Annotated in this window: 28 protein-coding genes and 1 pseudogene; 13 read left to right on the forward strand and 16 right to left on the reverse strand. The window is 67.3% G+C overall.

Features of this window, described 5'->3' with window-relative positions:
- Positions 1-3 precede the first annotated feature (3 nt).
- On the reverse strand, positions 4-924 hold the full coding sequence (locus ACW17U_RS12175) for a LysR substrate-binding domain-containing protein (RefSeq protein ID WP_492052719.1): 921 nt from the start codon (positions 922-924) through the stop codon (positions 4-6).
- Between the two features lie 88 nt (positions 925-1,012).
- Between ACW17U_RS12175 and ACW17U_RS12180 the strand changes: the two genes are divergently transcribed.
- Positions 1,013-1,438 carry a DUF4267 domain-containing protein gene (locus ACW17U_RS12180; protein WP_492052721.1) on the forward strand — a complete coding sequence of 142 codons (426 nt, stop codon included), beginning with the start codon at positions 1,013-1,015 and terminating at the stop codon, positions 1,436-1,438.
- Positions 1,435-2,355 carry an alpha/beta fold hydrolase gene (locus ACW17U_RS12185; protein ID WP_492052723.1) on the forward strand — a complete coding sequence of 307 codons (921 nt, stop codon included), beginning with the start codon at positions 1,435-1,437 and terminating at the stop codon, positions 2,353-2,355. Before ACW17U_RS12180 ends, ACW17U_RS12185 begins: the two co-directional genes overlap by 4 nt.
- A 25-nt stretch (positions 2,356-2,380) precedes the next feature.
- Here the strand turns inward: ACW17U_RS12185 and ACW17U_RS12190 are convergent, their stop codons facing one another.
- From ACW17U_RS12190 to ACW17U_RS12200, 3 genes are read right to left on the reverse strand one after another with little or no spacing between them, the layout of a single operon-like run.
- On the reverse strand, positions 2,381-2,986 hold the full coding sequence (locus tag ACW17U_RS12190; RefSeq protein ID WP_492052725.1) for an FMN-binding negative transcriptional regulator: 606 nt from the start codon (positions 2,984-2,986) through the stop codon (positions 2,381-2,383).
- A complete protein-coding gene (locus ACW17U_RS12195; RefSeq protein WP_492052727.1) occupies positions 2,986-3,711 on the reverse strand; it encodes an N-acetylmuramoyl-L-alanine amidase in 726 nt (241 codons plus the stop codon). The genes ACW17U_RS12190 and ACW17U_RS12195 overlap by 1 nt, the downstream gene beginning before the upstream one ends.
- Complete coding sequence (locus ACW17U_RS12200) at positions 3,708-4,601, reverse strand: DMT family transporter (protein ID WP_062144967.1); 894 nt, start codon at positions 4,599-4,601, stop codon at positions 3,708-3,710. Before ACW17U_RS12200 ends, ACW17U_RS12195 begins: the two co-directional genes overlap by 4 nt.
- Before the next feature lie 163 nt (positions 4,602-4,764).
- Between ACW17U_RS12200 and ACW17U_RS12205 the strand changes: the two are divergent.
- Positions 4,765-6,287 (forward strand): annotated as a pseudogene (locus ACW17U_RS12205) (flavin-containing monooxygenase).
- 6 nt (positions 6,288-6,293) lie between these two features.
- Here the strand turns inward: ACW17U_RS12205 and ACW17U_RS12210 are convergent.
- Entirely contained in the window at positions 6,294-7,166 is an 873-nt protein-coding gene (locus tag ACW17U_RS12210; RefSeq protein ID WP_062144961.1) for a DMT family transporter, read from the reverse strand.
- A 153-nt stretch (positions 7,167-7,319) separates the two neighbouring features.
- Between ACW17U_RS12210 and ACW17U_RS12215 the strand changes: the two genes are divergently transcribed.
- A complete protein-coding gene (locus tag ACW17U_RS12215; RefSeq protein ID WP_492052730.1) occupies positions 7,320-8,111 on the forward strand; it encodes a tryptophan 2,3-dioxygenase in 792 nt (263 codons plus the stop codon).
- Positions 8,087-9,298 (forward strand): kynureninase/PvdN C-terminal domain-containing protein, encoded by a 1,212-nt coding sequence (locus tag ACW17U_RS12220; RefSeq protein ID WP_492052732.1) that lies wholly within the window; start codon positions 8,087-8,089, stop codon positions 9,296-9,298. The genes ACW17U_RS12215 and ACW17U_RS12220 overlap by 25 nt, the downstream gene beginning before the upstream one ends.
- Before the next feature lie 45 nt (positions 9,299-9,343).
- Here ACW17U_RS12220 and ACW17U_RS12225 read toward each other — a convergent pair whose 3' ends face one another.
- From ACW17U_RS12225 to ACW17U_RS12240, 4 genes are read right to left on the reverse strand one after another with little or no spacing between them, the layout of a single operon-like run.
- The gene (locus tag ACW17U_RS12225) at positions 9,344-9,853 is read right to left on the reverse strand and encodes an SgcJ/EcaC family oxidoreductase (protein ID WP_492052734.1); all 510 of its coding nucleotides are present in this window, start codon (positions 9,851-9,853) and stop codon (positions 9,344-9,346) included.
- Positions 9,854-9,888: 35 nt separating this feature from the next.
- Positions 9,889-10,740: a helix-turn-helix domain-containing protein gene (locus ACW17U_RS12230; RefSeq protein WP_492052736.1), complete on the reverse strand. Its 852-nt coding sequence runs from the start codon at positions 10,738-10,740 to the stop codon at positions 9,889-9,891.
- A gap of 15 nt (positions 10,741-10,755) precedes the next feature.
- On the reverse strand, positions 10,756-11,406 hold the full coding sequence (locus ACW17U_RS12235; RefSeq protein ID WP_062144945.1) for a DUF3052 family protein: 651 nt from the start codon (positions 11,404-11,406) through the stop codon (positions 10,756-10,758).
- A 4-nt stretch (positions 11,407-11,410) separates the two neighbouring features.
- Positions 11,411-12,220, reverse strand: a complete 810-nt coding sequence (locus ACW17U_RS12240; RefSeq protein WP_492052738.1) for a crotonase/enoyl-CoA hydratase family protein — start codon at positions 12,218-12,220, stop codon at positions 11,411-11,413.
- Positions 12,221-12,489: 269 nt separating this feature from the next.
- Here ACW17U_RS12240 and ACW17U_RS12245 point away from each other — a divergent pair, with 269 nt between their 5' ends.
- Both ACW17U_RS12245 and ACW17U_RS12250 read left to right on the forward strand, forming a co-directional pair.
- Positions 12,490-12,852, forward strand: coding sequence for a response regulator (locus ACW17U_RS12245; protein ID WP_492052740.1), 363 nt, complete (start codon positions 12,490-12,492; stop codon positions 12,850-12,852).
- Positions 12,853-12,908: 56 nt separating this feature from the next.
- Positions 12,909-13,523: a pyridoxamine 5'-phosphate oxidase family protein gene (locus ACW17U_RS12250; RefSeq protein ID WP_492052742.1), complete on the forward strand. Its 615-nt coding sequence runs from the start codon at positions 12,909-12,911 to the stop codon at positions 13,521-13,523.
- An 88-nt stretch (positions 13,524-13,611) separates the two neighbouring features.
- On the opposite strand, the gene ACW17U_RS12255 is transcribed toward ACW17U_RS12250, so the two are convergent.
- From ACW17U_RS12255 to fliX, 3 genes are all read right to left on the reverse strand, one after another.
- The gene (locus ACW17U_RS12255) at positions 13,612-15,225 is read right to left on the reverse strand and encodes an amidase family protein (RefSeq protein WP_492052744.1); all 1,614 of its coding nucleotides are present in this window, start codon (positions 15,223-15,225) and stop codon (positions 13,612-13,614) included.
- A 205-nt stretch (positions 15,226-15,430) separates the two neighbouring features.
- A complete protein-coding gene (gene dksA / locus ACW17U_RS12260) occupies positions 15,431-15,859 on the reverse strand; it encodes an RNA polymerase-binding protein DksA (protein ID WP_062144920.1) in 429 nt (142 codons plus the stop codon).
- 235 nt (positions 15,860-16,094) lie between these two features.
- Positions 16,095-16,523: a flagellar assembly regulator FliX gene (gene fliX, locus ACW17U_RS12265; protein ID WP_062144917.1), complete on the reverse strand. Its 429-nt coding sequence runs from the start codon at positions 16,521-16,523 to the stop codon at positions 16,095-16,097.
- 220 nt (positions 16,524-16,743) lie between these two features.
- Here fliX and ACW17U_RS12270 point away from each other — a divergent pair, with 220 nt between their 5' ends.
- From ACW17U_RS12270 to ACW17U_RS12285, 4 genes are all read left to right on the forward strand, one after another.
- The gene (locus tag ACW17U_RS12270) at positions 16,744-17,856 is read left to right on the forward strand and encodes a flagellar basal body P-ring protein FlgI (protein ID WP_062144914.1); all 1,113 of its coding nucleotides are present in this window, start codon (positions 16,744-16,746) and stop codon (positions 17,854-17,856) included.
- A complete protein-coding gene (locus tag ACW17U_RS12275) occupies positions 17,856-18,167 on the forward strand; it encodes a rod-binding protein (RefSeq protein WP_062144911.1) in 312 nt (103 codons plus the stop codon). The genes ACW17U_RS12270 and ACW17U_RS12275 overlap by 1 nt, the downstream gene beginning before the upstream one ends.
- Positions 18,168-18,169: 2 nt before the next feature.
- Positions 18,170-18,616, forward strand: a complete 447-nt coding sequence (locus ACW17U_RS12280) for a hypothetical protein (protein ID WP_062144908.1) — start codon at positions 18,170-18,172, stop codon at positions 18,614-18,616.
- A gap of 88 nt (positions 18,617-18,704) precedes the next feature.
- A complete protein-coding gene (locus tag ACW17U_RS12285) occupies positions 18,705-19,184 on the forward strand; it encodes a DUF1203 domain-containing protein (RefSeq protein ID WP_492052747.1) in 480 nt (159 codons plus the stop codon).
- Between the two features lie 13 nt (positions 19,185-19,197).
- On the opposite strand, the gene ACW17U_RS12290 is transcribed toward ACW17U_RS12285, so the two are convergent.
- Positions 19,198-20,232, reverse strand: coding sequence for an SDR family oxidoreductase (locus tag ACW17U_RS12290; protein ID WP_492052748.1), 1,035 nt, complete (start codon positions 20,230-20,232; stop codon positions 19,198-19,200).
- Positions 20,233-20,289: 57 nt separating this feature from the next.
- On the opposite strand from ACW17U_RS12290, the gene ACW17U_RS12295 reads away from it, so the two are divergent.
- Positions 20,290-20,883, forward strand: a complete 594-nt coding sequence (locus tag ACW17U_RS12295; RefSeq protein ID WP_492052750.1) for a TetR/AcrR family transcriptional regulator — start codon at positions 20,290-20,292, stop codon at positions 20,881-20,883.
- Between the two features lie 40 nt (positions 20,884-20,923).
- Here the strand turns inward: ACW17U_RS12295 and ACW17U_RS12300 are convergent, their stop codons facing one another.
- The 3 genes from ACW17U_RS12300 to ACW17U_RS12310 all read right to left on the reverse strand — a co-directional run bounded on the left by ACW17U_RS12300 (position 20,924) and on the right by ACW17U_RS12310 (position 23,639).
- Positions 20,924-21,568 (reverse strand): SOS response-associated peptidase, encoded by a 645-nt coding sequence (locus tag ACW17U_RS12300; RefSeq protein ID WP_492052752.1) that lies wholly within the window; start codon positions 21,566-21,568, stop codon positions 20,924-20,926.
- A gap of 159 nt (positions 21,569-21,727) precedes the next feature.
- Positions 21,728-23,314, reverse strand: coding sequence for an ABC-F family ATP-binding cassette domain-containing protein (locus ACW17U_RS12305; RefSeq protein ID WP_492052754.1), 1,587 nt, complete (start codon positions 23,312-23,314; stop codon positions 21,728-21,730).
- Between the two features lie 145 nt (positions 23,315-23,459).
- Entirely contained in the window at positions 23,460-23,639 is a 180-nt protein-coding gene (locus tag ACW17U_RS12310; protein WP_062144890.1) for a hypothetical protein, read from the reverse strand.
- A 242-nt stretch (positions 23,640-23,881) separates the two neighbouring features.
- Between ACW17U_RS12310 and uvrA the strand changes: the two genes are divergently transcribed.
- Complete coding sequence (gene uvrA, locus ACW17U_RS12315; RefSeq protein WP_492052756.1) at positions 23,882-26,794, forward strand: excinuclease ABC subunit UvrA; 2,913 nt, start codon at positions 23,882-23,884, stop codon at positions 26,792-26,794.
- Positions 26,795-26,819: the final 25 nt, after the last annotated feature.

Here is a 26,819-nt window from a genome sequence, read left to right on the forward strand (position 1 = left end):
CGTTCACGTCAGCCGCTCGCGCTCCAGTCGCCGCAGGCGGACGGCATCCGCCTTCATCTCCCGGATCAGCCAGGTCATGAAGGCCTGGACGGTGGCGCTGGCGCGGTCGGCCTTGCGGCAGACAACGAAATAGGCCCCCGCATCCACCGGGGGATGCTTCAGGGGCGCGACCAGCTGGCTGGCGTTCGGCGCATCGAGCACCAGGGGCAGCAGGCCCAGAAGCACGCCGCGTCCCTGGGCTGCGGCGTCGATCGCGGAAGGGACATTGTCGAAGGTCAGGGTGCGGGCGGGCTTCAGGCCCGGGCAACCGACCCCCTCGAACCATTCCGGCCAGCCGGCGCGGCCGACGCTCAGGTCGATCAGGGTGGCCCGGGCGAGGTCCTGGGGCACCTGCACCGTCTCGGCCATCCCGGGCGTGCACAGCGGCGTGGCCCGCAGGTCCAGCAGCTTGTGCCCGAACAGGCCGGTGGTCACGGCCGCAACATTGCGGATGGCGATATCGGCTTCGCCCTTCTCGAGATCGACCACCCGCGCATCGGTGTCGATCGACAGGGAAAGGTCCGGGTGCAGCGCTTCAAACCGCGCCAGCCGGGGCACCAGCCAGACATTGGTGAACAGGGGCAGGGCCGCGATGCGCAGCCGCGTCGCGACGGACTGGCGCCTGGCCTGGCCGAGCGCGGTGTCGATGTCGAAGAAGGCCTGCGACAGTCGCTCGCTCAGGGTCTCGCCGAGCGGTGTCAGCCGCACCTGCCGGACCTGGCGCAGAAACAGGGGCGCGCCGACCCAGTCCTCCACGGCCCGCACCTGGTGGCTGACCGCCGAGGGCGTCAGGCCCAGCTCCTGGCCGGCATCGCGGAAACTCTGCCGCTGCGCCGCCACGGCGAAGATCCGCAGTGCGGCAAAGCTGGGACCATCACGTTTCATGAGTGAAATTCATTCACCTATATGGGCAGAAACTCAAGCGTCCAGGTGGTGATCGCCCCGCTAGTCTTCCCGTCCATAGGGAGACACCATGACCGCAAACCCATCCTCATCCCGCCGATCCGTCCTGCGGACCTTCGGCTTCTGGCTGTCCGTTCCGCTGGCGCTCCTGCAGGCGGTCAATGTGGCCCGGGCCCTGTCTGATCCGACCGGCTTTGCCACCTATTACGGCGTACCGGTCAGCGGCGCCGACGCTGTAGCCTGGGTGCAGGTCTATGCCCTGCGCACCGCTTTCGTCGCGGCGCTGGTGGCGATCTTCCTGGTCCGGCGGGATCTGCGCGCCCTGTTCTGGACGGCGGTCGCGGCCCTCATCCTGCCCCTGGGCGATGCCTGGCTGACCCACCAGACCGGGGCCGCAGCCTCGATCGTGGCGCGCCATCTGGCGATCGAGGGCTATCTGGTCCTGACCTGCGTCGCGCTGTTCATCGCCAACCGCAACGCGGCGCGCCAGCCATGACCGGGACGCTCAATCGCCTGGCCACGCGCCTGGATACGGCGAGTGCCGCCGACCGCATGCGCCGACATCGCGAAGGCTGGCCGGCCAGCGCCTCGGACGGCATCCGGTTCTTCCGGTCGCCCAAGGTGCAGTACCGCTATCGCGAGGCCGGCCAGGGCCCGACGATCGTCTTCAGCGTCGATCCGCCGATGACGCTGGAAGTCTATGACGCCCTGATCGCGACCTTCGCCCAGCGCTTCCGCGTGATTGCGTTTGAACTGCCGGCGATGGGCTTCTCGGCCGCGGCCGGGGACTATCGCTTCGGGTTCCGCGAAACCCATGATGACCTGGCGATCTTCCTGCAGGCCGTGGCCGGGCCCGACGCCATCCTGGCCTTTTCCTGCGTCGCCGGTCATGCCGCCGTCGACATTGCCGCGCGCCATCCCGAGCTCGTCTCCCGCCTGACCCTGCTGCAGGCCGGCGATGTCGCGGCCTTCAGGGTCTGGAAGGCCGCCCGGGATCCCAAGGGCATTCTGGCGACGCCGATCCTGGGCCATGTCGCCATGCGCCGCATGGCCCCGAAACGCATGCCTGACTGGTACGCACTCTCCGTGGGCAAGACGGCGATGATCGGCGAGCTCTGCCGGTGTGCCGAGCGGTCCTTCCAGCACGGCGCCCAATGGTCTCTGGCCAGCGCCTACCAGTGCTACATGGACCCCGAGGTCGAGCTGCCCTGCCCTGACCAGCCCCTGCTGTCGATCTGGGGGGCCGCCGATCGCTCCCACCCCGCCGGCAATGCGCATTCCATCCAGCGCCTGCGGCCGGATGCGGCCTGCGTGACCTTTGAGGACCTGGGTCACACGCCCGAGCTGGAAGATCCGCAGCGTGTCTTCGACGCCATTGTGCGCTTCTGCGAGGCGAACCCGGCTCGGCCCTGAGCCGCCCCCGGCCGGGCGCTGCGCCTCAGGACCCAGCCTGACGCATGATCTTCGCCAGGGGGTGCTTGCCCAACCCCCTGGCCGCCCCGAGACGGTCGGCTTCGGACTTGTTTTGCGACAGCTTGAAGGTGCCTTCCAGCCGGTCGACGAACAGTCGCCCGCCGATGATGCCCCGCAGCATGGCCTCGAACTTGCCCGGGGCCATCTTGTGGCGGGTCCACAGGGGCTTGGGGGCGAGGCGCGCCTCTTCCTGCTCGGACAGGGTGTCGAGCTGGGCGATCAGTTCGGCCTCGTCGAGCACGGCCACCGAGCCCTCGGCCTCGACCGAGAGATAGTTCCAGGTCGGCACCTGGTCGGCGCTCTCGTACCAGTCGGGGCTGACATAGGCGTCTTCGCCGGTGGCCAGCATCACGGCCCGGAACCCCTGGACGAGGTGCGGGGCCAGGGCATTGGCCCGTGACAGGTGGAAGTCGACGACCAGTTCGTCGTGGATCTCGCGCACCACGACCGGGGCCTGGGCGATCATCGGGCGGCCGCCGACGCTGGCGGCCAGGGTCACGAAGGGATGGGCGCGCAGGAAGGCGAGCAGCGGTGCCCTGTCCTCGACCCTGAACAGCCTGGCCGGATGCATCAGTCCCCGGCCCTCAGAAGCCCCACGAGCCGCGCCCGGGTCTCGCCGTCGGCGATGCCGTCAAAGCGGGTCTGCAGCCAGTGGCGCTGGAAGGCGCTCACCACAGTGGTGGTCCAGGCGTCATACTTGCCGGTCGGGGCACAGTCATAGCCCAGGCGGGTCAGGCCGGCCTGCAGCGCAAAAACGCCGGTGCCCTCCTCGCCCTCGCCCAGGGGCGCGCCGGGCGACGGGGGCGGCTCGATCCACAGGCCGTGACCGCTTTCGGCAAGGCGCTTCCAGGGGAAGAGCTCGCCCGGGTCGATCTTGCGGGCCGGAGCGATGTCGGAATGGCCGAGAATCCGCGAGTCCGGGATCATCCAGCGCGACCGCACATCGGCCAGCAGGTTGATCACCGCGGCGATCTGGGCGTCCGGGAACGGCCGATAGCCGAACTCGTGGCCGGGATTTACGATCTCGATGCCGATCGAGGCCGAGTTGATGTCCTTGACGCCCTTCCAGAAGGCCGCCCCGGCGTGCCAGGCGCGGCGCTCCTCGGCCACCAGGCGGAAGATGCGGCCGTCTTCCTCGACACAGTAGTGCGCCGAGACCTTGGCTTCGGGATCCCGCAGGCGCTCGATCGCGGCCTCGCCGGTCTCCATGCCCGTATAGTGCAGGATCACACAGTCGGGCACGGCCTTGCGGGCGTCGAAATTGGGCGACGGGGCCTCGATGAGGGGCAGGCTCATTGGATGCGGTTCCTCATCAGCATCAATAACGGCATCACCTGGTTCTTGCGCAGGGCGATGATCAGCACGCCAAACAGGGCCAGGGCCGTGCCTATGCCCATGCGCAGGTCGAAATGGTCATGTGTGATCAGCACGCCGAGGCCAATGGTCATCAGCGGTGTCATCAGGGTCAAGGGTGCAATCAGATTGGCTTCGTACTTCTGGATCAGGCCGTAATAGGCCGTGTGGCCCACCACCGAGACCACCAGGGCCGAGAACACCACCGCCGCCACGAAGGGCCAGCCGGCATTGAGGGCCGCACCGGCCGCGCCAGGCTCGGTCAGGCCGCTCAGGGCCAGCAGCGGCCAGACCGACGAGAAGCCGACCCAGGCCTGGAACTGCAGGGGCCGCACGCCTTCCATCTGCTTCATCATCACAGCGCCCAGTGAGCCCGTGAAGGCCGCCGCCGCGATCAGCCACAGGCCGGCCGACAGCTCCAGCCCGTGCGGGCTCCACATCACCACCACCGCGCCCGATAGGGTGAGCGCAATGCCGAGGCCGCGCTTCCAGCGGATGCGCTCGCCCAGAATGATGACCGACAGGATCGTCGTGAACGGCACGCCCAGCTGGATGATCACCGAGGCCGCCGAGGGCGAGGCGGTCTTGAAGCCCATGAACAGCAGGGCGAAATTGCCTGCCCCCATCAGCAGGGCCACCAGCACCAGCCGCCACACCGGGCGCGGGGCCGGCAGCAGCCATGGCAGGGTGACCAGGGCCACCAGTCCGAACCGCACGGCGGCATAGGCCAGGGGCGGCACGCCCCAGTGAGCGACCACGATCTTCGAGATGATGTTGTTGCCCGCCCAGACCAGGCAGATCAGGATCAGGACACCGAAATCGCGCAGGGACATGCCCCGCAATACGCGCGACCGATGACCGTGCGCAATGAAAACCGACAGGGCGCAGGCGTGTCGCGGTTGACGCTGAGTCAAAACGGTCGTTTGTTGGTGAACGCTGATCAGATAACAAGGCGTCCGGGACAGCCGGACCGATGCACCAGGGACGGGACACGGCATGGCGACCGAGCACTTCGACGTACTGATTGTGGGCGCGGGCCTGTCCGGTATCGGCGCGGGCTATCACCTGCAGGCCAACTGCCCGGGCAAGACCTACGCCATTCTCGAAGGCCGCGAGGCGATCGGCGGCACCTGGGACCTGTTCCGCTATCCGGGCATCCGCTCTGACAGCGACATGTACACCCTCGGCTACTCCTTCAAGCCCTGGCGCGAGGCCAAGGCCATCGCCGACGGCCCCTCGATCCTGAACTATGTGCGTGAAACGGCGTCCGAGTACGGCATCGACAAGAAGATCCGCTACGGCCATCACGTCAAACGGGCCAGCTGGTCGTCGGAGACCGCCACCTGGACCGTCGAGGCCGAGCATCAGGGCACGAGCGTCAGCGTCAGCTGCAGCTTCCTCTATATGTGCGCCGGCTATTACGACTATGCCGCCGGCTATACGCCCGAGTTTGCCGGGGTCGAAAGCTTCGGCGGCCGGATCGTGCATCCGCAGCACTGGCCCTCGGACCTCGATTATGCCGGCAAGCAGGTGGTGGTGATCGGCAGCGGTGCCACGGCCGTCACCCTGGTGCCGGAAATGGCCAGGACCGCCAGCCACGTCACCATGCTGCAGCGCTCGCCGACCTATGTGGTCTCGCGCCCGGCCGAGGACGGCATCGCCAACTGGCTGCGGTCCAAGCTGCCGGCCATGACCGCCTATGGCATCACGCGCTGGAAGAACGTGCTGATGCAGATGCTGTTCTTCAACATCGCCCGCAACAAGCCGGAAAAGACCAAGGAGAGGCTTATTGGTCTGGTGCGCGAGCATCTGGGGCCCGACTACGACGTCGCCACCCACTTCACGCCCCGCTACAATCCCTGGGACCAGCGCCTGTGCCTGGTGCCCGACGCCGACCTGTTCGACGCCCTCAAGGGCGGCAAGGCCTCGGTGGTCACGGACCATATCGAGACCTTCACCCCGACCGGCCTGAAACTGAAGTCCGGCAAGACCCTCGACGCCGATGTGGTGGTCACCGCCACGGGCCTGCAGATGCAACTGCTCAGCGGCATGGAACTGGTGGTTGACGGCAAGGTCGCCGACCTGTCCCAGTCAATGAGCTACAAGGGCATGATGTTCAGCGACGTGCCGAACCTGGCCTCGGCCTTCGGCTATACCAACGCCTCCTGGACCCTGAAGGCTGACCTGACCAGCGAGTATGTCTGCAAGCTGATCAACCACATGGCCCGCAATGGTCTGGACACCTGCGTGGCCCGCCAGGACGAGGCCGGCATGGACGTCGAACCCTGGCTGGACTTCTCGTCCGGCTACGTCCAGCGGGCCATGGCCAAGTTCCCCAAGCAGGGCGTCAAGAAGCCCTGGAAGGCCTATCAGAACTATGCACTCGACCTGATGGCCCTGAAGATGGGCCGGGTCGATGACGGGGCGATGCGGTTTGAGAAGAAGAAGGCGAAGGAAGCGGCTTAGCGCCTCCCCCTTCCCCGCTCTCCCCGGCGAAAGCCGGGGAGAGCGGATTTTGAGTGTGGCTACACAGCCTCAACCTTGTCCGCCTTCCCCTCGCCCAACACGACGACGAAGCTGCCGAGAAGGATCAGCAAGCCGCCGGCGAAGAGGGCCAGGGTCAGGTGGTCGCCGAACAGCATCACCCCGATCACCGCGCCCATCAGCGGCTCGATATTGATGAAGACCCCGGCAGTGGCGGCTCCGACCCGGGCCGAGCCATATTGCCAGGCGGCCGTGGCCAGCAGGGTCGCCACCACGCCCTGGCCGATGATGCAGGACCAGGCCACGGGGCTGAGGTCCAGCTTGGGCGGACCGTGCATCAGCCAGGCGACCGGCAGGATGGCGGCTGTGGCCACGATCATGGTCACCGCCGGTATGGCCAGGGGGGCCTGGACCTTGGGCGCGCGGCGCATGACGATCAGCCAGGCCAGGAAGACGAACAGCGAGGCGACCGATAGCGCCACCCCCAGCGGCGAGCCGGCACCGTCGGGCTTGCCGGCGATCAGGGACGCGCCGAGCGTCGCGGCGACCACCCCCGCCCACGAGGCACGGCTGACCCGCTCCCCGAAAAAGCGGGCGCTGACGGCGATCAGGGCCGGCATTGCCCCGACCAGAAGCGCCGCCAGGGTCACGCTGACATGGGCCAGGCCTTCGAACTGCACCATGAAGGCCAGGCCATAGAGCCCGCCGGCCAGCAGCACGACGGGCGAGCGGAACAGGGCCCGCGCCTCGGCCGTCCACAGGGCGAAGGGGGCCGCCGCCACGGCGGCGACGGCGAACCGCAGCAGCACCATGTGGGCGGCGTCGGTTTCGCGCAGGACCAGCTTGCCCAGCGGAAAGCCCAGCCCCCAGGAAAGCCCGGCCAGGACCAGGGCGAGAATGGCAAAGCGGTTCATGGCCGCTTCCTGCCGCATTCGGCGGTGCTTGGCGAGGGCCGAGACCACTTGTTCCGCTTTCCGTGGATGCGGCGAAACATCATTCCGCGACGGGGGAAAATCCGCCCGCAAACAAGGACAAATGTGCCCCCCTGAACGACCTAGGATCGCGTCATGACCCAGAACATGACCTATGCGCACTACCTGGCGCTGGACCAACTGCTCGCAGCCCAGCAGCCGCGGAGCGACCGTCATGACGAGATGCTTTTCATCGTCATCCACCAGGTTAAAGAGCTGTGGCTCAAGGAGATCATCCACGAGGTGCTCCTGGCCAAGCAGCTGATCGCGGACGGCGATGTCGAGCCCGCCTACAAGGCCCTGGCCCGGGTGTCGCGGATCCAGACGGTGATGACCCTGTCCTGGGACGTTCTGGCGACGATGACCCCGGCCGACTATCTGAGCTTCCGCAACGACCTGGGCTCAAGCTCGGGCTTCCAGTCGCATCAGTTCCGCACCCTGGAATACCTGCTGGGCCTGAAGGACCAGAGCTTCCTCAAGTTCCACGCCGAGGGCTCTGACGGCCTGGCGCAACTGGAAGCGGCCCTGAATGCACCCAGCCTCTATGATGTGGCCATCGCCCAGCTGGCCAAGGCCGGCCTGGCCGTGCCGGATGCGGTGCTCAATCGCGACTTTGCCGAGACCTACGCCCCTTCGCCCGAGGTGGAGGCGGCCTGGCTGGAGGTCTATCGCGACACCCAGCGCTATTGGGAGCTGTACCAACTGGCCGAGAAGCTGGTCGACCTGGACGACGCCCTGGTCACCTGGCGCCACAAGCACGTCCTGACCGTCGAGCGGATCATCGGCGGCCGGCCGGGTACGGGGGGCACGGACGGCATCGGCTATCTGGCCAGCACCCTGCGCCGCCGCGCCTTCCCCGAGCTGTGGTCGCTGAGAACCAAGCTGTGAACGGCGCGCGCAAGGACCTTTTCTCGCGGGCCCTGACCGCGCCCGTTGCTTCGGAAGGGGGCCGGCTGCACATGGCGGCCCACAGCCATCACCTGTGGCCCGACGTCACCCTGGCTGCCCAGATCGAGGCCTGGGAGGACGCCGCTGCCCTGGCCGACCACAAGTGGGACAAGGCGCTGGGCGAGGTCTATCCGGCCGCGCAAGGCCTGGTCGCACGCGAGCTCGCCCTGCCCTCGCCCGACAGCGTCGTCTTCGCGCCCAATACTCACGCCCTGCTGACCGTGCTTCTGTCGGCGATCGACAGGCGGCCCGTCCGGGTGCTGTCGACCGACGGCGAGTTCCACTCGTTCCGCCGCCAGGCCCAGCGCTGGGTCGAGGCCGGCGAGATCGCGCTGACCCTGGTGGAGGCCGATGGGCCAAACAGCCAGGAGGGGGACTTCGCAGAGCGTTTCCTGGCGACCGCGCGCGAGGGTGATTTCGACCTGATCTTCGTCAGCCACGTGTTCTTCAAGAGTGGCTATGTCTTCGATCGCGTCTGGGACCTGGCCGATCTGGCCCGGCCCGAGGGGCCATGGGTGGTGGTCGACGGCTATCACGGCTACCGGGCCGTACCGACCGACCTGTCGGGCGTGGCCGACCGGATCTTCTATGTCGCCGGCGGCTACAAATACGCCATGGCGGGGGAAGGCGCGGCCTTCCTGCACGCCCCGCCCGGCTTTGGTCCGCGCCCGGCCCTGACCGGCTGGTACGCCGAGTTCGGCGACCTCGAAGGCCCGCCTGGCGGGGTGGGCTATGCACGCGACGCCAGCCGATTCCTGGGCGCGACCTTCGATCCGTCGGGTCTCTACCGCTTCGTGGCGGCGGGACAGATGCTGGAGACCGAGGGCCTGACCACGGCCGCCGTGGCCGAACATGTGGCGGGCCTTCAGCGGAGCCTGCTGACCCGTATCGCCGCCTGCACAGCCGGACCTCTGAAGGACGCCGTCATCGTGAACCCGCCCGGGAACGGGCCGCAGGCCCGCTTCCTGGCCCTGCGCCACCCCCATGCCCAGACCTGGAAAACAGCCCTCGCGGCCCGGGGCGTGGTGGTTGACGTTCGCGACGACGTGCTGCGCATCGGCCTGTCGATCTATCACGACGAGGCCGATCTGGACGCCTTCTGCGCGGCCTGTGGGGGCCTGGATTAGGCCCTGATCAGACGCACCGCCAGGGCCCGGCGCGGGCCGACAAGGTCAGCGCGGCATCCGCAGGACCGGGTCGTTATTGGCCGCCTGGGGGTTGATGATGGTGTTGTGGCCATGGATCAGCAGCCAGCGCCCCTCCCGCTGCACCGCCGTCAGGCTGAGGCGGTCATGGGCCTCGGGCATCCTGTTGCCGTCCGGCGTGGTGTAGGCGTCCTGGATCATGGTCACCACCGCCAGGGCCACGCCCGGCGCTACGGCCCGTGCCTCGATCGAGACCAGGGTCTGCTTGCAGTCCTTGAAGATGGTCGACAGGAACAGCCGGTGGGCGAAGGCCACCTGATCGCGGCCGCGCCAGTGCATGCCCACGACATTGACCCAGCTGGCGTCGGGCCAGAAGTGATCGGCATAGGCGTCGGCGTCCGTGGCGTTCCAGGCCGCCAGCAGCGACTTCACCAGGGCCTCGATCTCCGCCACCCCGTCTCCGGCCGCCTGGGCCGTGCCGGCCAATCCCGTCATCGCCAATCCCCCCATCGTCAGCAAGGCGCGTCGTTCGATCATCCGTCCAGCTCCAGCCATCCTCGATGGCGGGCAGACTAGGCGGTCACGTTTCGGCCCGATTGTAGATTTCCGACACCCGGCAGAACGGTTTCCAGCGCCGGGGCCATGGTCGCCAGCAGACGCTCGGGCGTGGCGCCGGCCAGGGCCTGGAACTCGTGGATCATGTGGGCCTGATCGACATAGCCCGCCGCCTGGGCCACCGCCGCCCAGCTCGGTTCGGCCCCTTCAGCCTTCAGCCGCAGGGCCTCGCGGAACCGCAGGACCCGGGCATAGCGCTTGGGCGAGACCCCAACCGCCCGGGTGAACCGCCGCTCGAACTGGCGCTCGCCCAGGTCCACGGCCTCGGCCAGGTCTGCCACCCGGACGCCGCCGTGCAGGGCCGTCATGCGGCGCGCCGCCCAGGCTATGGGGTCGGGTGTCAGAGGGATCGCCTTGCCGCCCAGCCAAGCCTCGGCAATGGCCGCCCGGGCCGCGAGATCCGGTGCCGCCTCCAGCTGTCCGGCGATCAGGGCGATCTCCGGACCCAGGACATCCCGGCCGTCATGGGCCCTGTCGGTGAGCGAGGCCGCAGCCTGACCAAACAGACTGGAAAAGCCGGTCGGCGTGAACTGGATCGTGAACAGGTTGAGGTCCCCGCCGAGCAGCACATCGACCCGGCGATAGGTCTGCAGCCCGACCAGAACGATGTCTGGCGCGGCCTCTACCGCCCCGGACGCGATGTCACGCACCCGATAGCGGTCGGCGAGATAGAATTCGAGGAACTGCTCGGTCCGTGCCGGCAGCGGGCGCAGCACCACCGTGGCGTCCAGTCTGCGGCTGCGCTCCTCGAACGCCTTCACATAGGGGGCGAGAAGCCGGGAAGGACGAATGCGCCGGACTGGAAACATCGCCCTTCCCTGCCCTCAGATCTCGTCGTCGAAGCCGGCGTCATCCTCGACCGGCTTGCTCGCTGCCGGCGGACCGGCCTTGCGCTTGACGAAGCGCAGGGCCGAATGGGTCTTGGAGAAGCTGCAGACCTTGGTGTCGACCAGACCCTGACCGCGCGCGGCGGCCAGGATCTCAGTGTCCTTCAGCGGCGCGCCCTTGCCCTTCTGGGCCACGATCCAGATCGCGCCCTTGGGACCCAGCCCGCCGATCAGGTCTTCCAGCTGATCGAAATCGGCCAGGTCCTCGACGCCGAGGAACAGCAGGTCGATGTCCTCCTCGGCCTCGACGGGCTCGACCCGGGTGGAGAGCTCTTCCAGGAACTCTTCATCCTCAAGCGCCAGCACCACGACCGTCTGGCCGGGCTTGACGCCCAGCTTGTCCAGCCGCCCCGGCGGGTTGAGGATGGCGTGCAGCCACTTGTCGGCTTCGCCCGGCTCCAGCTCGAACCGGGTGCCGTCGTTCAGGACGAGGTCATTGCCCTCGACCTTGATGTAGCGCAGGGCGTGGCCCTGATAGATGCCGCGATGGGCTCCGCGGAAGATCAGTTTGGGAAACTCCCACAGGAGCTTGCCCTCGCAGTCCCCGTCCGACAGATGGCCCCAGACGCCCCGCGCTTCCTTGCCCATGACCTCAGGCGCCCTTGAACACCGGCGCGCGCTTTTCGAGGATCGCGTCGACGCCTTCCATGTGGTCCTCGGTGTGGTGGGCGATGGCCTGGGCGGCCGCGCTCATCTCCATCAGGGTGTCGTAGCTGGCGGTCGTGCCGTGCTTGAGCAGGCTCTTGGCCATGCGCAGGGCGTGCGGCGGCTGGGCCGCAATCCGCGTGGCCAGGGCCATGGCTTCATCCATCAGGGTGTCGGCCGGCACGGCCTTGCTGATCAGGCCCCATTCGGCCGCCTTGGCCGCGTCAATGACGTCGCCGGTGAACAGCAGCTCCGCGGCGCGGCTCATGCCGATGGTGCGCGGCATCAGCCAGGCTCCGCCATCTCCGGGAATCAGGCCCAGCTTCAGGAAGGTGACGCCGAACTTGGCGGTGTCGGCCCCGATGCGGATGTCGGTCATGCAGGCCACGTCACAGCCCAGGCCGATGGCCGCGCCATTGACGGCGGCGATCGAGGGAACCTCCAGGCCATAGATGGCGCGGACGATGCGGTGGATGTTCTTGCGATAGCCGTCGCGGACCTTGACGCCATTGCCGCCGAACGCGCCCTCGCGGGCCTTCATCGCCTTGACGTCGCCGCCGGCCGAGAAGGCCCGGCCCGCGCCGGTCAGAATCACGCAGCGGATATCCTGGTCATCATTGATCGCCTCGCAGGCGGCCGCCACCTGGTCGCCGTCGCCGGGCGCACCCAGGGCGTTCATCGCCTCCGGACGGTTCAGGGTGAGGATGGCGATGTGACCGCGCTTTTCGGTCAGGATCAGGGGGGCGTCTTGAGACATGACTGGGCGATTCCTGCGCTGAACTGGGCCGCAAGCATGACGGCAGCGACGGACAATCGCCATCTCCCGCCGTCCTGCTTCGGACTTTTCACCTGCATAGCGCGGATCGCCCCACCGCGTCGCCTACCCAGACTGGGGAAGCAGCCCGCAGAATCTGGGACAGGGCCACTGATTGAGGCAATAATTCGTCAGATCACGAAAATGAGACTGGCGCGCAAGCTTGGCCGGGCGTTGAAGTTAAGACGGGACGTTAATGAAGGCGGCGGCAAATGACCGTGCACATGAAAGCCCGACATGCCCTGATCATCGAGGACGAGATTTTGATCGCCTTCGAGATGGAAGCCCTGCTGGCTGAACAGGGCTTTACCAGCTTCGACATCGCCGAAAGCCCGCAGGACGCCCTGAAGAAGGCCGTGGCCCGGCGTCCGGACCTGATCACAGCGGATTATCGCATCGTCGGCGGCACCGGGGTCGAGGCGGTCGAAGCCATCCAGCAACAGCTCGGCGATATCCCCGTCGTCTATGTAACCGGCAATGCCGAACTGGTGCGGGGCCGCGAGCCGCCCGTGGTCGGCAAGCCGATCTCGCCGCGCCACCTCGCCGAGGCTTGCGCGCGAGTCTTTACCGCCTGACGCTTTCGCCGGGCGCGCCGGACCTCTAGGCTTCTCTCCGGAAGCGGGAGGGCACCATGAGCGTGATCGACAGCCTCGAGGCGCTGGACGCGCTCTATGACACCCCGCCCGTCAGCGCGGCCCTGGTCAAGGTGTCAACGACCATTACCCCACATTATCGGACCCTGATCGAGGCCTCGCCCTTTGTCGCCCTGGCGACACTCGGCCCCGAGGGCCTGGATTGCAGCCCGCGCGGCGACAGGCCGGGCTTTGTGCGCGTCGCTGATCCACAGACCCTGATCCTGCCCGACCGTCGCGGCAACAACCGCCTCGACAGCCTGCGCAATGTGGTGCGGGATCCGCGGGTCGCCCTGCTGTTCCTGATCCCGGGCTCGGGCACGACCTTCCGGGTCAATGGCCGGGCGGTGATCAGTGCTGACCCCGCCCTGCTGGCCAGTTTCGCCGTCGACGGCCAGGCCCCGCGCAGTGCCATGGTGATCACCGTGCAGGAGGCCTATTTCCAGTGTGCCCGGGCCATCGTGCGGTCCGGGCTGTGGAAGGCCGAAAGCCAGGTCGATCCGGCCACCCTGCCCTCACCGGGGGCCATGCTGGCGGCGGTCACGGCCGGTGAGGTCGGGGGCGAGGCCTATGACCGCGACTGGCCCGAGCGCGCCGCAAAGACCCTGTGGTGAACAGAACCTGGCCCCGTTTTCGGCAGGGGCATTTGCTGGCCTGGCCCGACCCAAGGGGTTTGCGGGCGTCGGGCGAGGCCAGCAGGGCTCAGGGTTTCCTTGGACCGACGGACAGAACTTCCCCTTTAAGCGGCGGCGTATGCACCGGCTGTCGTCGCGCCTGGGTAGCCTGTTCGAACGCATAGCCGATCCCCAGGATCTTGCCCTCGTCGAAGGCGCGGCCGATGAACGACAGGCCGACGGGCAGTTGATCAGTGGTGAAACCGGCCGGGACAACCAGTTCGGGGAAGCCCGACAGGCTGGCGAGATTGGTGCCGCTGGTGGCCCCGCCGCCGGGCGTCGCCGCTCGCGTCCCACCGGTGCGGCTGATCAGTTCGGGACGCTCCGCTAGAGGCGGATAGATGATGGCGTCGAGCCTGTTGGCCGTGAACACGCCGTCTAGGGCGGCGACAACCAGCGGCAGGGCCTGGTCGCGGACGGCGGTATAGGCAGGGTCGGTCAGGGCGACGGAGGCCTGCTCCCGCCGCAGCAGCGACCACCGCGTCGCATTGGGTCCAGCCCCATCCGGGCGGGGGGCCGGCAGGCGATAGGACCGCTCGATCATCTCGTCCAGGGTCCTGGGATAGCCGGGCTTCAGGGTCGCCAGATAGGTCTGCAGCTGGACCGGGAACTCTGACATCCGGACCGCAGAATAGAACTCGCCCTTGGACTCGATCAGCCATCTGGGCAGGCGGACATCGACGACAGTCGCCCCGGCCGCCTTCATGACGGCGATGGAGGCCTCCATGACCCAGTCAAACTCAGCGTCCTGGCCCATGAAGTCGCGCGCCACGCCGATCCTCACCCCCTTCAGGGCGTCGGCCTTCAGATAGGGCGTGTAGTCCGCCTGGGCCCTGCCCTGGCTCTTCGCCGTTGCCGGGTCGGCCGGATCCACGCCGGCGAGCAGGCCCAGGGCGACCGCGACGTCCGAGACATTGCGCGCCAGTGGACCGGCAGTATCGAAACTGAGCGACAGGGGAATAATACCGTCACGGCTCAGCAACCCGTGGGTGGGTCGCAGCCCGACGATGCCGTTGGCCGCCGCCGGCCAGCGCACTGAGCCCCCCGTATCGGTACCCAGCCCCAGCGGCGCATAGCCTGCCGCTATGGCCGCCCCCGTGCCCCCGGACGATCCCAGGGGCGAGCGCAGCAGATCATGCGGGTTGCGGGTCTGGCCGCCCAGCGAGCTAAAGGCTCCGCCCGAGGCGAATTCGGACAGATTGACCTTGGCCAGGATCACGGCCCCCGCCTCGCGCAGCTTTTTGACCAGAAAGGCATCATCCGGCGGAATCGAACCCTCCAGAAAGATCGAGCCGCCCGTGGTGGCGAGGTCTGCGGTGTCGAAATTGTCCTTCAGCACCACCGGAATGCCATGCAGGGGCGAGCGCCGGCCCTTGCTCTTCAGCTCTGCATCCAGGGCTCGCGCCTCGGCCAGGGCGCGGGGATTGCGGATGATCACCGCATTGATCTGCGGCCCCTTGTCGTCATAGGCGTCCATCCGGGCCAGGCTGAGCCGGACCAGCCGCTCGCTGGTCAGCTGCCCCGCGTCCATGGCTGCCCGCAGCTGGGCGATCGTCGCCTTATCCAGATCGACAGTCTGGGCCTGGGCGGAAGCCGCCACAGTCCAGGACAGCGCCAGAGCGCAAATCAGGTGTTTGATCATCAGGGGTCCCCACGACGGCGGGGGCAGTGCACCCGACTCCTCGCGCCAGGTAAAGGCCGGGCGCGCGGTGCCTGTCGTGAAGCCCTGGCCTGCCCGTGCCGTTTGCAGCCCGCGAGCGCAGGTGGGGTTAGGGGGCGTCCAGAACCAAAGACGGCCCCGGGGCTTCCCCCGGGGCCGTCTTGAAACACAGAGGCCCTGAGGCCGATCAGTCGTCGCGGTGCACGCGTTCGCGGCGCTCGTGACGCTCCTGGGCTTCCAGGCTCAGGGTCGCCGTAGGGCGAGCCTCAAGCCGGGCAAGGCCGATCGGTTCGCCGGTTTCCTCGCAATAGCCATAGGAGCCGTCCTCGACGCGGCGCAGGGCCTGGTCGATCTTGGAGATCAGCTTCCGTTGACGATCGCGGGTGCGCAGTTCCAGCGCCCGGTCGGTTTCCGAAGACGCGCGATCGGCCAGATCGGCGTGATTTTCGGTTTCTTTCTGGAGATGGGCCACCGTCTCGCGGGATTCGCGGAGGATCTCGTCCTTCCAGTCCAGCAGCTTTTGCTTGAAGTACTCAAGCTGCCGCGCATTCATAAACTCTTCGCCCTCGGAAGGCCGATAGTTGCTTTTACCAACTAGAACAGTGGCCGTTTGCATTAACGCCTCACGCCCCAATGAACTCCGCCCTGAACAGGCCGGGTGCTTATACCAAAAGAATAGCCGTGTTCAATGAACCTCGCGTGAGTGGCGCGTTCAGTTCCGGAAAACTCGCCTCGTTCGCGCCAGAAGCCCCCGACTGGCGTTGCAGATTCAGGCGAACCGGCCTGGGGCAAGACCTTGAATTCGCTGGTGGCATGAACCCGGCCATCGTCCGTGGTCGTCGCCCGTTGCATCAGGCACGCCGGGCCTGTTCCAGCTTGGCTTTTTCGACAGCTGCCCGGGTCTCGATCTCGTTGAGGACGCCCTCGAGCCGGGGATCATCGGTCGAATCGCGCTGCTCGCGGATGGCGCGGGTCAGTCGGTCGAGCGTGGCGGCGGACACATCGCCATCAAGCAGGGCGAGCTTCACCTCGCCCAGGATGTCGAGAATGCCGTCGGCCCGTCGGACCGCCCGCTTGCGGCGCTCCAGAGGATCGCCCATGGCCTGCAGGGCCAGAAGGGCGTCGAGCGAACCCAGCCCCGCGACGCCGCCCGCCTGGACCACGCCGGCCGCGCTGCTGGCCGCCCCGACCGAAGGCAGCGAAAAGCTGGCACCGCTGCCCGAAGCTTTGGCCCGCGATGCGCCGCTCGCGCCCACGCCCCCCGTGCTCGAAACCTTCATGGCGACCGCAACTCCACAGCACCCGGGACGAGTCAGAAGTCCCACCGTCGCACCATAGTCGGTCCGGCCGCTTGAAGTATGGTTAATGCCGGGCAGAATCTGCCGAAGGGCACCGAGGGGCCTGCGGCAAAACGCACAAAGCCTTACGACTCAAGCCTTTGAGATTGGCCCGCTTTTGGCATGGGAGCGGGTGGGGACATCTCCCCACGTCAGGATAGCCATGTCGCGTTCACGTTTGCGCACCGTTTTCTTGCTCGCCGCCACCGCCTTTGCCCTGGCGGCCGGGCCGTCGTTCGCCAAGTCACGGATCAAGGACATCGTCTCGTTCGAAGGCGTGCGCGACAACCAGTTGATCGGCTATGGCATCGTGGTCGGCCTGAACGGCTCGGGCGACAGCCTGCGCAATGCGCCCATGACCAAGCAGAGCCTCGAGGCCATGCTCGAGCGCCAGGGCGTCAATGTTCGCAACGCCAATCTGAACACCAAGAACGTCGCCTCGGTGATGGTCACAGCCAATCTGCCGGCCTTCGCCGCGCCCGGCGCGAAGATGGACGTCAGCGTCTCCACCCTGGGCGACGCCAAGAGCCTGCTGGGCGGCACCCTTCTGGTCACCAGCCTGCAGGGCGCGGACGGCCAGACCTATGCCGTGGCCCAGGGCAGCGTCCAGACCGGCTCGGTCTCGGCGGGCGGAGCCTCGGGCAGCTCGATCAGCAAGGGCGTGCCCACCGCCGGCCGGATCGCCGCCGGCGGCATCATCGAAAAGGAAACCGGCTTCCAGATGGTGAACATGGAAGAGTTGCGCATGACCCTGCGCAACCCCGACTTCACCACTTCGCGCCGGATCTCCGACGTCATCAACGGCCGCTTCCCCTACAGCGCCCAGGCCCAGAACCCGACCATCGTCGCCGTGCGGCCTCCGGCGAACATGGACATGATCAGCTTCATCACTGCGATCGAGAACCTCGAGGTCGAGCCCGACGGCCCGGCCAAGGTGATCATCGACGAAGTGGCCGGCGTCATCGTCATGGGCGACGACGTGCGGATCAGCCAGGTGGCCATCGCCCAGGGCAATCTGACCATCTCGGTGCAGGAAAGCCCGGCGGTCAGCCAGCCCGCCCCTTTTAGCCAGGGCCAGACCGCCGTGGTTCCGCAATCGACGGTCAGTGTCGAAGAGGAAAAGGGCAAGCAGCTGCTCACCCTGAACGCCGGAGCCTCGCTGAAGAGCCTGGTCGGCGGTCTCAACGCCCTGGGCGTCACCCCGCGCGACATGATCTCGATCCTGCAGGCGGTGAAGGCCGCCGGCGCGCTGCAAGCTGATATCGAGGTGATGTGATGAGCCCCCTCACCGCCATCGCCTCGCCGATCGACACCATCGCCCCGCCGCCGTCGGCCGCAGAGCTGGCCAAGCGCGGCAAGATCCAGGAAACGGCCCAGACCTTCGAGGCCTCGTTCCTGTCGGTGATGATGCAGTCGATGTTTGCCGGCGTGAAAACCTCCGAGCCCTTCGGCGGCGGACAGGCCGAGGAAATGTTCAAGTCGCTGCTCACCGAGTCCATGGCCAAGGAAGTCTCCAAGGCCGGCGGCATCGGTCTGGCCAGCACCGTCCAGCGTGAAATGCTCAAGCTTCAAGGGTTGAAAGATTAGTCATGGCCCTCGCCGCCACCGATCCCAACGACCGTGTCGACCAACTGGTCCTGCTGACCGAACGCCTGACCGACCTGATCGCCAAGGAGGCCACGGCCTTCGAAGCCCGCCGGCCCCAGGACGCGGCGCAGTATGTCGAGGAGACGGCCAAGCTGGCCAATCTCTACCGGCACGAGTCGGCGCGGGTGCGCGCCAATATCGCCCTGATCTCCGGTGCGGATGCGGGACTTCGCCAGCGCCTGGTGCGCGCCACCGAAGCCTTCGACGCCGTCCTGGCCCGCCAGGCTCGCGCCCTGAACGCCGCCCGCACGGTTACTGAAGGTCTGGTCAAGGCCGTGGCCGAGGAAATCGCCAACCAGCGCGCCCCGGCGGCGGGCTATGGTGCCGGTGCGCGGATGAACAATCCGGTCTCCAGCGGCACCGCCATCACCCTGAACAAGAAGGCCTAGCAGGTCTATCGCCGCAAGGATCGGGTGGAGATCCGGCAGGGCGGCGGGGCATCAGGGGGAAGTCATTCACCCCCCATGGAACCGCCCCATGCCCTTCACGATTTCCGGCCTGCCGGTCGAAGACTTCCGCCCCCTGTTCGATCTCGACACCGAAGCCCTCGCGGCACGGGGCATCCTGCGACGGGTCGCCACCGCCAAGCCGGGCTTTCCCTGCCGCATCGGCCTGCGCGATGCCGAGCCCGGCGAGACCGTGCTGCTGCTGAACTACGAACATCAGCCGGCCGACACGCCCTATAGATCGGCCTATGCCATCTATGTCAGCCAGTCCGCCTCAGAGACCTGGAGCGGCCGCGACACCCTCCCATCGGCCATGCGCGACCGTCCGATCGCCCTGCGGGCCTTCAGCGCAGACGGCCTGCTCCTGAGCGCCGAAGTGGCCATGGGCGATGGCCTGGAAACCGCGATAGAGCGTCAGCTGGCGACAGCCGGCGCGGCCTATGTCCATGCCCACAATGCCGGCCACGGCTGCTTCGTGGCCCGCATCGACCCCGCTCCATCGGCGGCCTGAGGCAGGGGCCGCCCTAGGCCTTGATCAGGCCTTCGGCGATCAGGCTTTTGGCCGTGTCCAGGATCATCTCGCGGTTCGACCTTGGCTTCCAGCCGAGCTCGTCCTTGGCCCTCTGCGCCGAGACCGGCCTCTGCTTGCCCAGCTCGAACAGCCGCTCGCGGATGACCGGATCAAAAATGGCGGTCAGGCGGACAAGGCCGTCGGCCAGTTTCATCTTCGGGGCCCGGGCACCGGCTCCGGGCAGATCGCGACGCAGCACCTCGGCGATCTCCGCCATCCAGCTGAAATCACCTGCCCCGATATAACGCCGGCCCGCAGCATGCGGGGCCGCCAGGGCCCGCACATGCAGGTCGGCAATGTCGCGGACATCGACCAGCGGCCAGCCAAAGCGCGGCAGGCCGGGGACGGAACCGTCCAGCAGCTTCTTGACGATGTCGATCGAGGCCGAGAAGTCACGGCCGAGCACCGGCCCAAGGACGGCACCCGGACAGATGGTGACCAGTTCCAGCGCACCCCCTTCGGCCTCGAGCCAGGCCCAGGCGGCCCGCTCGGCGATCATCTTCGACCGCTCATAGGCCGAGGAGTCGCTGCGGTCGGTGGGATCTGACCAGTCAGCCTCGGTGAAGGGCTCGGTCCGCCCGCCAAAGCCATAGCAGACGGCTGCGGTGGACGAGGTCATGACCACGCGCTTGACACCGGCGTCGCGCGACGCCTTCAGCACCCGAAGGGCCCCGTCGCGGGCAGGGCGGATCAGTTCGTCATCATCCTTGGGATTGGCCGATGGCAAGGGCGAGGCAACATGCAGCACGCCGACGCAGCCTTCAGCCGCCTCGCGCCAGCCGCCGTCGGCATTGAGGTCGGCGGCGAAGACGCTCAGCCGGTTCCCGTGCGGGCTCAGCTTGGCGATGCTCGCCCGGACCTCGGCTTCCCGCGCGAGATTGCGAACCGTCGTCCGGACGGTCCAGCCCTCATTCAGAAGCTGGCCAATGCAGAAGCCCGCGATATAGCCAGACCCTCCGGTTACCAGCACCACGCCCTTGTCGGTCATCACAGCACCCCTTGTGTCGAGAGCCAATCCGATCATATTGGACAAATGATGTCTATAGTGTCTGACAACAACGTAAGACGTATTCTCGATGCGGCCCTGACCCTGTTCGGACGTCACAGCTTCAAGCGCACCAGCATGGCCGACATCGCCCGCGAGGCCGGCGTGGCGCGGGCGACCCTCTATCTGCGTTTCGCCGACAAGCGGGCCGTGTTCGAAGCCCTGGCGGCTTCGGTGATCGACGACGCCCTGGCCGGGGCCGAGGCCGCCTGGCGCGACGACTTCACCTTAGCCGAAAACCTGGAAGCGACCATCCTGGCCAAGGATCTGCGCTTCTTCCGGCTGATGCGGACAACGCCGCACGGGGCCGAACTGTTCGACCTCGATGCCGACCTGGCCAGGGCCGCCGCAACCCGGCTCGATGCCGGGTTCAGTGCCATCCTGATCCAGCGCGCCGAAGCGGCGGCGAAAGAAGGAGCCCGGATCGACGCCTTCGGCGGACCGGGGGCCTTTGCCAGCTTCCTCTCCGTCACCGCCGCCGGCGTGAAGTATGAAACCCGCACCGAGGCGGACTATCTGGCGGCCATCCGGCTTCTGGTCCGAGTTACGGCCCTGGCGGCCGGCAAACCTTCCCCCATGGGAGACACCCCGTGATCATCGTTGAAGGCTGGGTCCGGATGGCCGTGGCCGCCCCTCAGCCGTCATCCCGCTTGCCGCCGCGCGCCACGATCCTCAGCGCCCCGTCTGGCAGAGGCTTCTGCAGCGCCGAAGCCTCGGGCCAGGGCGCGTTCAGCCAGGTCTCGCGTTCGGCCTCGGTGGTCAGGATCACCGGCATGGCCTTGGGGTGAATGGCACCGACCTCGGCATTGGGCTCCGTGGTCAGGAAGCCAAACAGATCGGCGGTGACCTCGCCTTCCTTGAGCTTGCGGACGCTCGTCCACGCGGTCCAGATCCCGGCAAACACCGCCAGGGGACGATCCTCCGCCAGGGCGAACCAGATGTCGCCGCCCTCGGCCTTGTTGAACTCGCTGAAACTGGTGAAGGGCACCAGGCAGCGATGGTCCGTGCCCAGCCAGCGCCGCCAGTGCGGGCTCTTGGCGTTGCGGATATTGGTCACGCCCGGATCGGTCTTCTTGCCCTCGAGGGCAAACTGCGGCGAGGGCATGCCCCAGCGGGCCTGGACCAGCTCGCGCTCGCCGTCGGCGGACTGGCGCACGATGGGGGCCGCATAGTCCGGAAAGATGCCCGGCAGCTCCGCCTGATTGACCTTCTGCAACAGGACCCGGGTCAGGGCGACGATCTCGGTCTGGGTGCGCCGCATGGCGTAGAGGTTGCACATCGATCCAGGGACCTTTCGCCAGGTGAAAACCGCAGGCAAAGCCGCTCCAGGCCCGTGGGCCTGATCCTGCCCCCAACAAAAGCGCCCGCACGGCCTTGCGCAAGCCTCAGCTTTGGGCCCAGCGGCGAGGATCAGGACCCACAAAGATGGTGCCAGAAATCACCGCCCCAGGGCGATCTCGCGCTCGATCCCGATGGCGGTCAGAAAATCGGCGTCATGGCTGACCACCAGCAAGGCCCCGTCAAAGCTCATCAGGGCCGCCTCAACCGCCTCGATCGAGGCGATGTCCAGGTGGTTGGTCGGCTCGTCCAGGATCAGCAGCTGCGGTGGCACCTCGGCGGACAGGACGCAGGCCAGGGCCGCACGCAGGCGTTCGCCGCCACTGAGGGTTCCGACCCGCTGGTGGGCCGCAGCATTGCGAAACAGGAACCGGGCCAGGGCGGCATGGGCCTCATTGGCCGAGGCGCGCGAATTCAGTCGCCGGAAGTTCTCGAGGATCGTCTGACCGTCATCCAGAACGGCGGCCCGCTGATCCAGCACGGCCATCGGGACGCTGCAGCGGATAGTACCGCGCGCAGGCTCCAGATCACCGGCCGCCAGCCGGATCAGGGTGGTCTTGCCGGTACCATTGCTGCCCGGGATCGCCACACGCTCCGGTCCGACGATCTGGAAGGACAGGCCGGATATCAGTGGAGGGCCGCCCGGCCAGCCAAAGGCAACCGCCTCGAACGCCAGCACCGCCTTTCCCGGTGACAGCTGGGTGGATGGCAGGTCGAAGGACAGGGTCCTGTGGCGTTCGACCCGGGCCACAGCCTCTGATCTCGCCTCGGCGGCCTCGGCGGCCAGGCGCTGGGCCAGGCGACCCTCGCGCGCACCCGACAGCTCCGCCCGCTCGGCCATGGCCCCGAGGACAATTTTCGGCGCGCCGCCCTTGGCGGCGGATCGTTTGCCGGCGGCGTCGCGTCGCGCCTTGCGTTCGCGGGCGGCCTGGGCGTCCCGGGCCACGCGTTGAGCCTCCTGATCCGCGCGGTCAAGGTCGCGCGAGGCTGCAGCGGCCTCCTCGTCCCGCCGTTCGACATAGAGGTCGTATCCACCGCCATAGGTGCGCGCGCCCAGGGACGACAGCTCGACGATCCGGTCGAGCCCGCGCAGCAGGGCCCGGTCGTGGCTGACCACCACCACCCCGCCCTTCCAGCGATCAATGACCCTGATCACACCCTCGCGGGCGGCGGCATCGAGATTGTTGGTCGGTTCATCCAGAAGCAGAACGTCTGGCCGGGCCAGCAGAAGCCGGGCCAGGGCCGCCCGCGTGGCCTGGCCGCCCGACAGGGACAGGGCCGGACGCTCCGGGTCCAGATCCGGCAGCCCGGCTTCGGCCAGGGCCTGGGCGATGCGGCCCGGCAGGTCCCAGTCGGCATCCGACAGGTCGGCGTCATCCGCCTGACCGGCTTCAATCCGGGCCAGCCGGTCCCAGTCCGGACCCGCGCCCAGCAGGTCCACGAGCCGATCGTCGCACGAGCGCGCCGGGCTCTGGTCGAGCCGGGCCAGGCTGCCGGTGCGGGTTACGGTGCCGGCCGCCGGGACGCGGTCCCCTGCCATGATGTCCAGCAGGGTCGACTTGCCGACGCCATTGCGGCCGACGAGGCCGATGCGCTCGACACCGACGGCGAGATCAAGGTTTTCGAAAAGAGGGCGGCCGTCAGGCGTGACGGCGGCGACGGAATCCAGCGTGATGAAGGCAGACATGACGATCCAGGGTCAGGGAAACGGGACGGACGAAGCGGTCTTCCGTTGCTCTGATCATGGGAGTCTCCTTCAGGGGATCTGGCCGGGCTCTTTAAGGCGACCGGCGGCCTTGGGCAAGCCGAAGCCGCCCGGGTCGCTGGCGACCCTAGTTAGGCGCGATGGTATTGAACACGTAGATCAGAGACCCGACGCCGCCGATGAACACCATGAAATCGACAAAGACTGAGCGGGGCTTGCCAGTCTGAAGGTTCCCGCTGGCGTCGCGGATCGCCTGCTTGCCCTTTTCCTGTTTGTCAGCCTTGGCGGGCTTGGCAGCCTTGCTCATGTCGCGCTCCGTTTGAGCGCATTGAACCGTACACTGTTGAAGATCACGCTTTCAAAGGCGGTTAAGGCCCGGAAACCACGCCCCTCATGGCGCCAGCCTGCTGACACCTTCTGGCAGCAGGCTGTCACAGGACGACCTCCGGGCGTTTGTTCCCACCTTGTTCTTGTGTTAACTGCCGGCTCCGAGCCCTACATATAGCCGCTGCGCGGCACCCTCATGCCAGCCCCTGCGTTCCGGAACACATGGCCGAACAACTGAACTTCATCCGCGTCCGCGGTGCCCGCGAACACAATCTGAAGAATGTCAGCGTCGATATTCCGCGGGGCGAACTGGTGGTGCTGACCGGCCTGTCGGGTTCGGGCAAGAGCTCGCTCGCCTTCGACACCATCTATGCCGAGGGCCAGCGGCGCTATGTCGAGAGCCTGTCGGCCTATGCCCGCCAGTTCCTGGAACTGATGAGCAAGCCCGATGTCGACCTGATCGAGGGCCTGTCACCCGCCATTTCGATCGAGCAGAAAACGACCTCGCGCAATCCGCGTTCGACGGTCGGTACGGTCACCGAGATCCACGACTATATGCGCCTGCTCTGGGCCCGGGTCGGCACGCCCTATTCGCCGGCCACTGGCCTGCCGATCGAGAGCCAGACCATCAGCCAGATGGTCGACAAGATCACCGCCCTTCCCGAAGGCACGCGTCTCTATCTGCTGGCCCCGGTGGTCCGCGACCGCAAGGGCGAGTACCGCAAGGAAATCGCCGAGTGGCAGAAGGCCGGCTTCCAGCGGCTGAAGATCGACGGCCAGTACTATCCGATCGAGGACGCCCCTGCCCTCGACAAGAAGTTCAAGCACGACATCGACGTGGTCGTGGACCGCATCGTCACCAAGCCGGACATGGAGCAGCGCCTCGCCGACTCCATCGAACAGGCCCTGCGTCTGGCCGACGGTCTGGCCGTGGCCGAATGGGCGACGATCGACGAGGGCGAAAAAGAGCCCAAGCGGCTGCTGTTCTCGGAACGCTTCGCCTGCCCGGTCAGCGGCTTCACCATCGCCGAGATCGAGCCGCGGCTGTTCTCGTTCAACAATCCGGCGGGGGCCTGCCCGGCCTGCGACGGCCTGGGCGCCAAGCTGGCCTTCGACGCCGACATGGTGATCCCCGACAAGGACAAGAGCCTGCACAAGGGGGCCGTCGCGCCCTGGGCCAAGGGGCCTTCGCCGCTCTACACCCAGACCCTGCAGGCCCTGGCCCGCCACTATGGCTTCTCGATGGACGAAGCCTGGCACAAGCTGCCCGCCAGCGCCCGCGACGTGGTCCTGTTCGGCTCCAAGGGTCAGAAGATCAAGTTCGTCTATGACGACAACGCCCGCAAATACGAGGTCGACAAGCCCTTCGAGGGCGTCCTGCCAAACCTCGAACGCCGCTGGCGCGAGACCGACAGCAGCTGGGTCCGCGAAGAGCTGGGCCGCTACCAGTCCGACACGCCCTGCGAGGTCTGCCACGGCAAGCGCCTGAAGCCCGAAGCCCTGGCGGTGAAGATCGCCGGCATGGATATCGCCCAGGTCTCCCAGCTGGCCATCCGTCCGGCCAAGGACTGGTTTGCCGGCCTGGAGTCCCAGTTCAGCGACAAGCAGATGGAGATCGCCCGGCGGATCCTGAAGGAGATCAATGATCGCCTGCGGTTCCTGGTCGATGTCGGCCTGGACTATCTGAACCTGTCGCGCGGCTCGGGCACGCTGTCGGGCGGCGAGAGCCAGCGCATCCGTCTGGCCAGCCAGATCGGCTCGGGCCTCACGGGGGTCCTCTATGTGCTGGACGAGCCGTCGATCGGCCTGCACCAGCGCGACAATACCCGCCTTCTGCAGTCGCTGCAGGGCCTGCGCGACCTGGGCAATTCGGTGCTGGTCGTCGAGCATGACGAAGAGGCCATCCTCACCGCCGACTATGTCATCGACATGGGTCCGGCCGCAGGCGTGCATGGCGGCGAGATCGTGGCCCAGGGCAAGCCGGCCGACATCATGGCCAATCCCGCCAGCGTCACCGGCCAGTACCTGACCGGGACGCGCGAGATCGAGGTCCCGGAAGACCGCCGGCCGATCAGCAAGAAAAAGATGCTGCGGGTCGTCGGCGCCACCGGCAACAATCTCAAGGGCGTGACCGGCGAGATCCCGGTCGGCACCTTTACCTGCATCACCGGCGTGTCCGGCGGCGGCAAGTCGACCTTCACGATCGAGACCCTCTACAAGGCCGCCGCCCGGCGCCTGAACAATGCCAGCGACGCCCCGGCCCCGCACGAGCGCATCGAGGGCCTGGAGAACTTCGACAAGGTCATCGACATCGACCAGAGCCCGATCGGCCGCACCCCGCGTTCGAACCCGGCCACCTATACCGGGGCCTTCGGGCCGATCCGCGACTGGTTCGCCCAACTGCCGGAGAGCAAGGCGCGGGGCTATGGCCCCGGCCGCTTCAGCTTCAACGTCAAGGGCGGCCGCTGCGAGGCCTGCCAGGGCGACGGCCTGATCAAGATCGAGATGCACTTCCTGCCCGACGTCTACGTCACCTGCGATATCTGCAAGGGCAAACGCTACAACCGCGAGACCCTCGACATCCTGTTCAAGGGCAAGACCATCGCCGACGTGCTGGACATGACGGTCGAAGAGGCCGCCGACTTCTTCAAGGCCGTGCCGCCGATCCGCGACAAAATGGAGACGCTGAAGCGGGTGGGCCTGACCTACATAAAGGTCGGCCAGCAGGCCACGACCCTGTCAGGCGGCGAGGCCCAGCGGGTCAAGCTGTCCAAGGAGCTCTCCAAGCGCGCCACCGGCCGCACGCTTTACATCCTCGACGAGCCGACCACCGGCCTGCACTTCGAGGACACCAAGAAGCTGCTGGAAGTGCTCCACGAGCTGGTCGACCAGGGCAATACCGTGGTCGTCATCGAGCACAATCTCGACGTGGTGAAGACCGCTGACTGGCTGCTGGACTTCGGCCCCGAAGGCGGCGACGGCGGCGGCGAGATCGTCGCCGTGGGCTCGCCCCAGGACGTGGCCAGGGTCGAGGCCTCCTGGACCGGACGCTATCTGAAGGACGTGCTGGACCGCCACGAAGAGCGTCGCAAGGCGCGGGTGGCGGCGCTGAAGACGAGCAAGAAGAGCGCCTGATCCTGATGATCGCTTCTCTGGAGCG

This window comes from Caulobacter sp. AVps16 (genome assembly GCF_058681455.1).

Coding starts and splice junctions, on each gene's coding strand:
- ACW17U_RS12175 (WP_492052719.1), bottom strand. CDS start 924: ATGAAACGTGATGGTCCCAGCTTTGCCGCACTGCGGATCTTCGCCGTG.
- ACW17U_RS12180 (WP_492052721.1), top strand. CDS start 1,013: ATGACCGCAAACCCATCCTCATCCCGCCGATCCGTCCTGCGGACCTTC.
- ACW17U_RS12185 (WP_492052723.1), top strand. CDS start 1,435: ATGACCGGGACGCTCAATCGCCTGGCCACGCGCCTGGATACGGCGAGT.
- ACW17U_RS12190 (WP_492052725.1), bottom strand. CDS start 2,986: ATGCATCCGGCCAGGCTGTTCAGGGTCGAGGACAGGGCACCGCTGCTC.
- ACW17U_RS12195 (WP_492052727.1), bottom strand. CDS start 3,711: ATGAGCCTGCCCCTCATCGAGGCCCCGTCGCCCAATTTCGACGCCCGC.
- ACW17U_RS12200 (WP_062144967.1), bottom strand. CDS start 4,601: ATGTCCCTGCGCGATTTCGGTGTCCTGATCCTGATCTGCCTGGTCTGG.
- ACW17U_RS12210 (WP_062144961.1), bottom strand. CDS start 7,166: ATGAACCGCTTTGCCATTCTCGCCCTGGTCCTGGCCGGGCTTTCCTGG.
- ACW17U_RS12215 (WP_492052730.1), top strand. CDS start 7,320: ATGACCCAGAACATGACCTATGCGCACTACCTGGCGCTGGACCAACTG.
- ACW17U_RS12225 (WP_492052734.1), bottom strand. CDS start 9,853: ATGATCGAACGACGCGCCTTGCTGACGATGGGGGGATTGGCGATGACG.
- ACW17U_RS12230 (WP_492052736.1), bottom strand. CDS start 10,740: ATGTTTCCAGTCCGGCGCATTCGTCCTTCCCGGCTTCTCGCCCCCTAT.
- ACW17U_RS12235 (WP_062144945.1), bottom strand. CDS start 11,406: ATGGGCAAGGAAGCGCGGGGCGTCTGGGGCCATCTGTCGGACGGGGAC.
- ACW17U_RS12240 (WP_492052738.1), bottom strand. CDS start 12,220: ATGTCTCAAGACGCCCCCCTGATCCTGACCGAAAAGCGCGGTCACATC.
- ACW17U_RS12245 (WP_492052740.1), top strand. CDS start 12,490: ATGACCGTGCACATGAAAGCCCGACATGCCCTGATCATCGAGGACGAG.
- ACW17U_RS12250 (WP_492052742.1), top strand. CDS start 12,909: ATGAGCGTGATCGACAGCCTCGAGGCGCTGGACGCGCTCTATGACACC.
- ACW17U_RS12255 (WP_492052744.1), bottom strand. CDS start 15,225: ATGATCAAACACCTGATTTGCGCTCTGGCGCTGTCCTGGACTGTGGCG.
- dksA (WP_062144920.1), bottom strand. CDS start 15,859: ATGCAAACGGCCACTGTTCTAGTTGGTAAAAGCAACTATCGGCCTTCC.
- fliX (WP_062144917.1), bottom strand. CDS start 16,523: ATGAAGGTTTCGAGCACGGGGGGCGTGGGCGCGAGCGGCGCATCGCGG.
- ACW17U_RS12270 (WP_062144914.1), top strand. CDS start 16,744: ATGTCGCGTTCACGTTTGCGCACCGTTTTCTTGCTCGCCGCCACCGCC.
- ACW17U_RS12275 (WP_062144911.1), top strand. CDS start 17,856: ATGAGCCCCCTCACCGCCATCGCCTCGCCGATCGACACCATCGCCCCG.
- ACW17U_RS12280 (WP_062144908.1), top strand. CDS start 18,170: ATGGCCCTCGCCGCCACCGATCCCAACGACCGTGTCGACCAACTGGTC.
- ACW17U_RS12285 (WP_492052747.1), top strand. CDS start 18,705: ATGCCCTTCACGATTTCCGGCCTGCCGGTCGAAGACTTCCGCCCCCTG.
- ACW17U_RS12290 (WP_492052748.1), bottom strand. CDS start 20,232: ATGACCGACAAGGGCGTGGTGCTGGTAACCGGAGGGTCTGGCTATATC.
- ACW17U_RS12300 (WP_492052752.1), bottom strand. CDS start 21,568: ATGTGCAACCTCTACGCCATGCGGCGCACCCAGACCGAGATCGTCGCC.
- ACW17U_RS12305 (WP_492052754.1), bottom strand. CDS start 23,314: ATGTCTGCCTTCATCACGCTGGATTCCGTCGCCGCCGTCACGCCTGAC.
- ACW17U_RS12310 (WP_062144890.1), bottom strand. CDS start 23,639: ATGAGCAAGGCTGCCAAGCCCGCCAAGGCTGACAAACAGGAAAAGGGC.
- uvrA (WP_492052756.1), top strand. CDS start 23,882: ATGGCCGAACAACTGAACTTCATCCGCGTCCGCGGTGCCCGCGAACAC.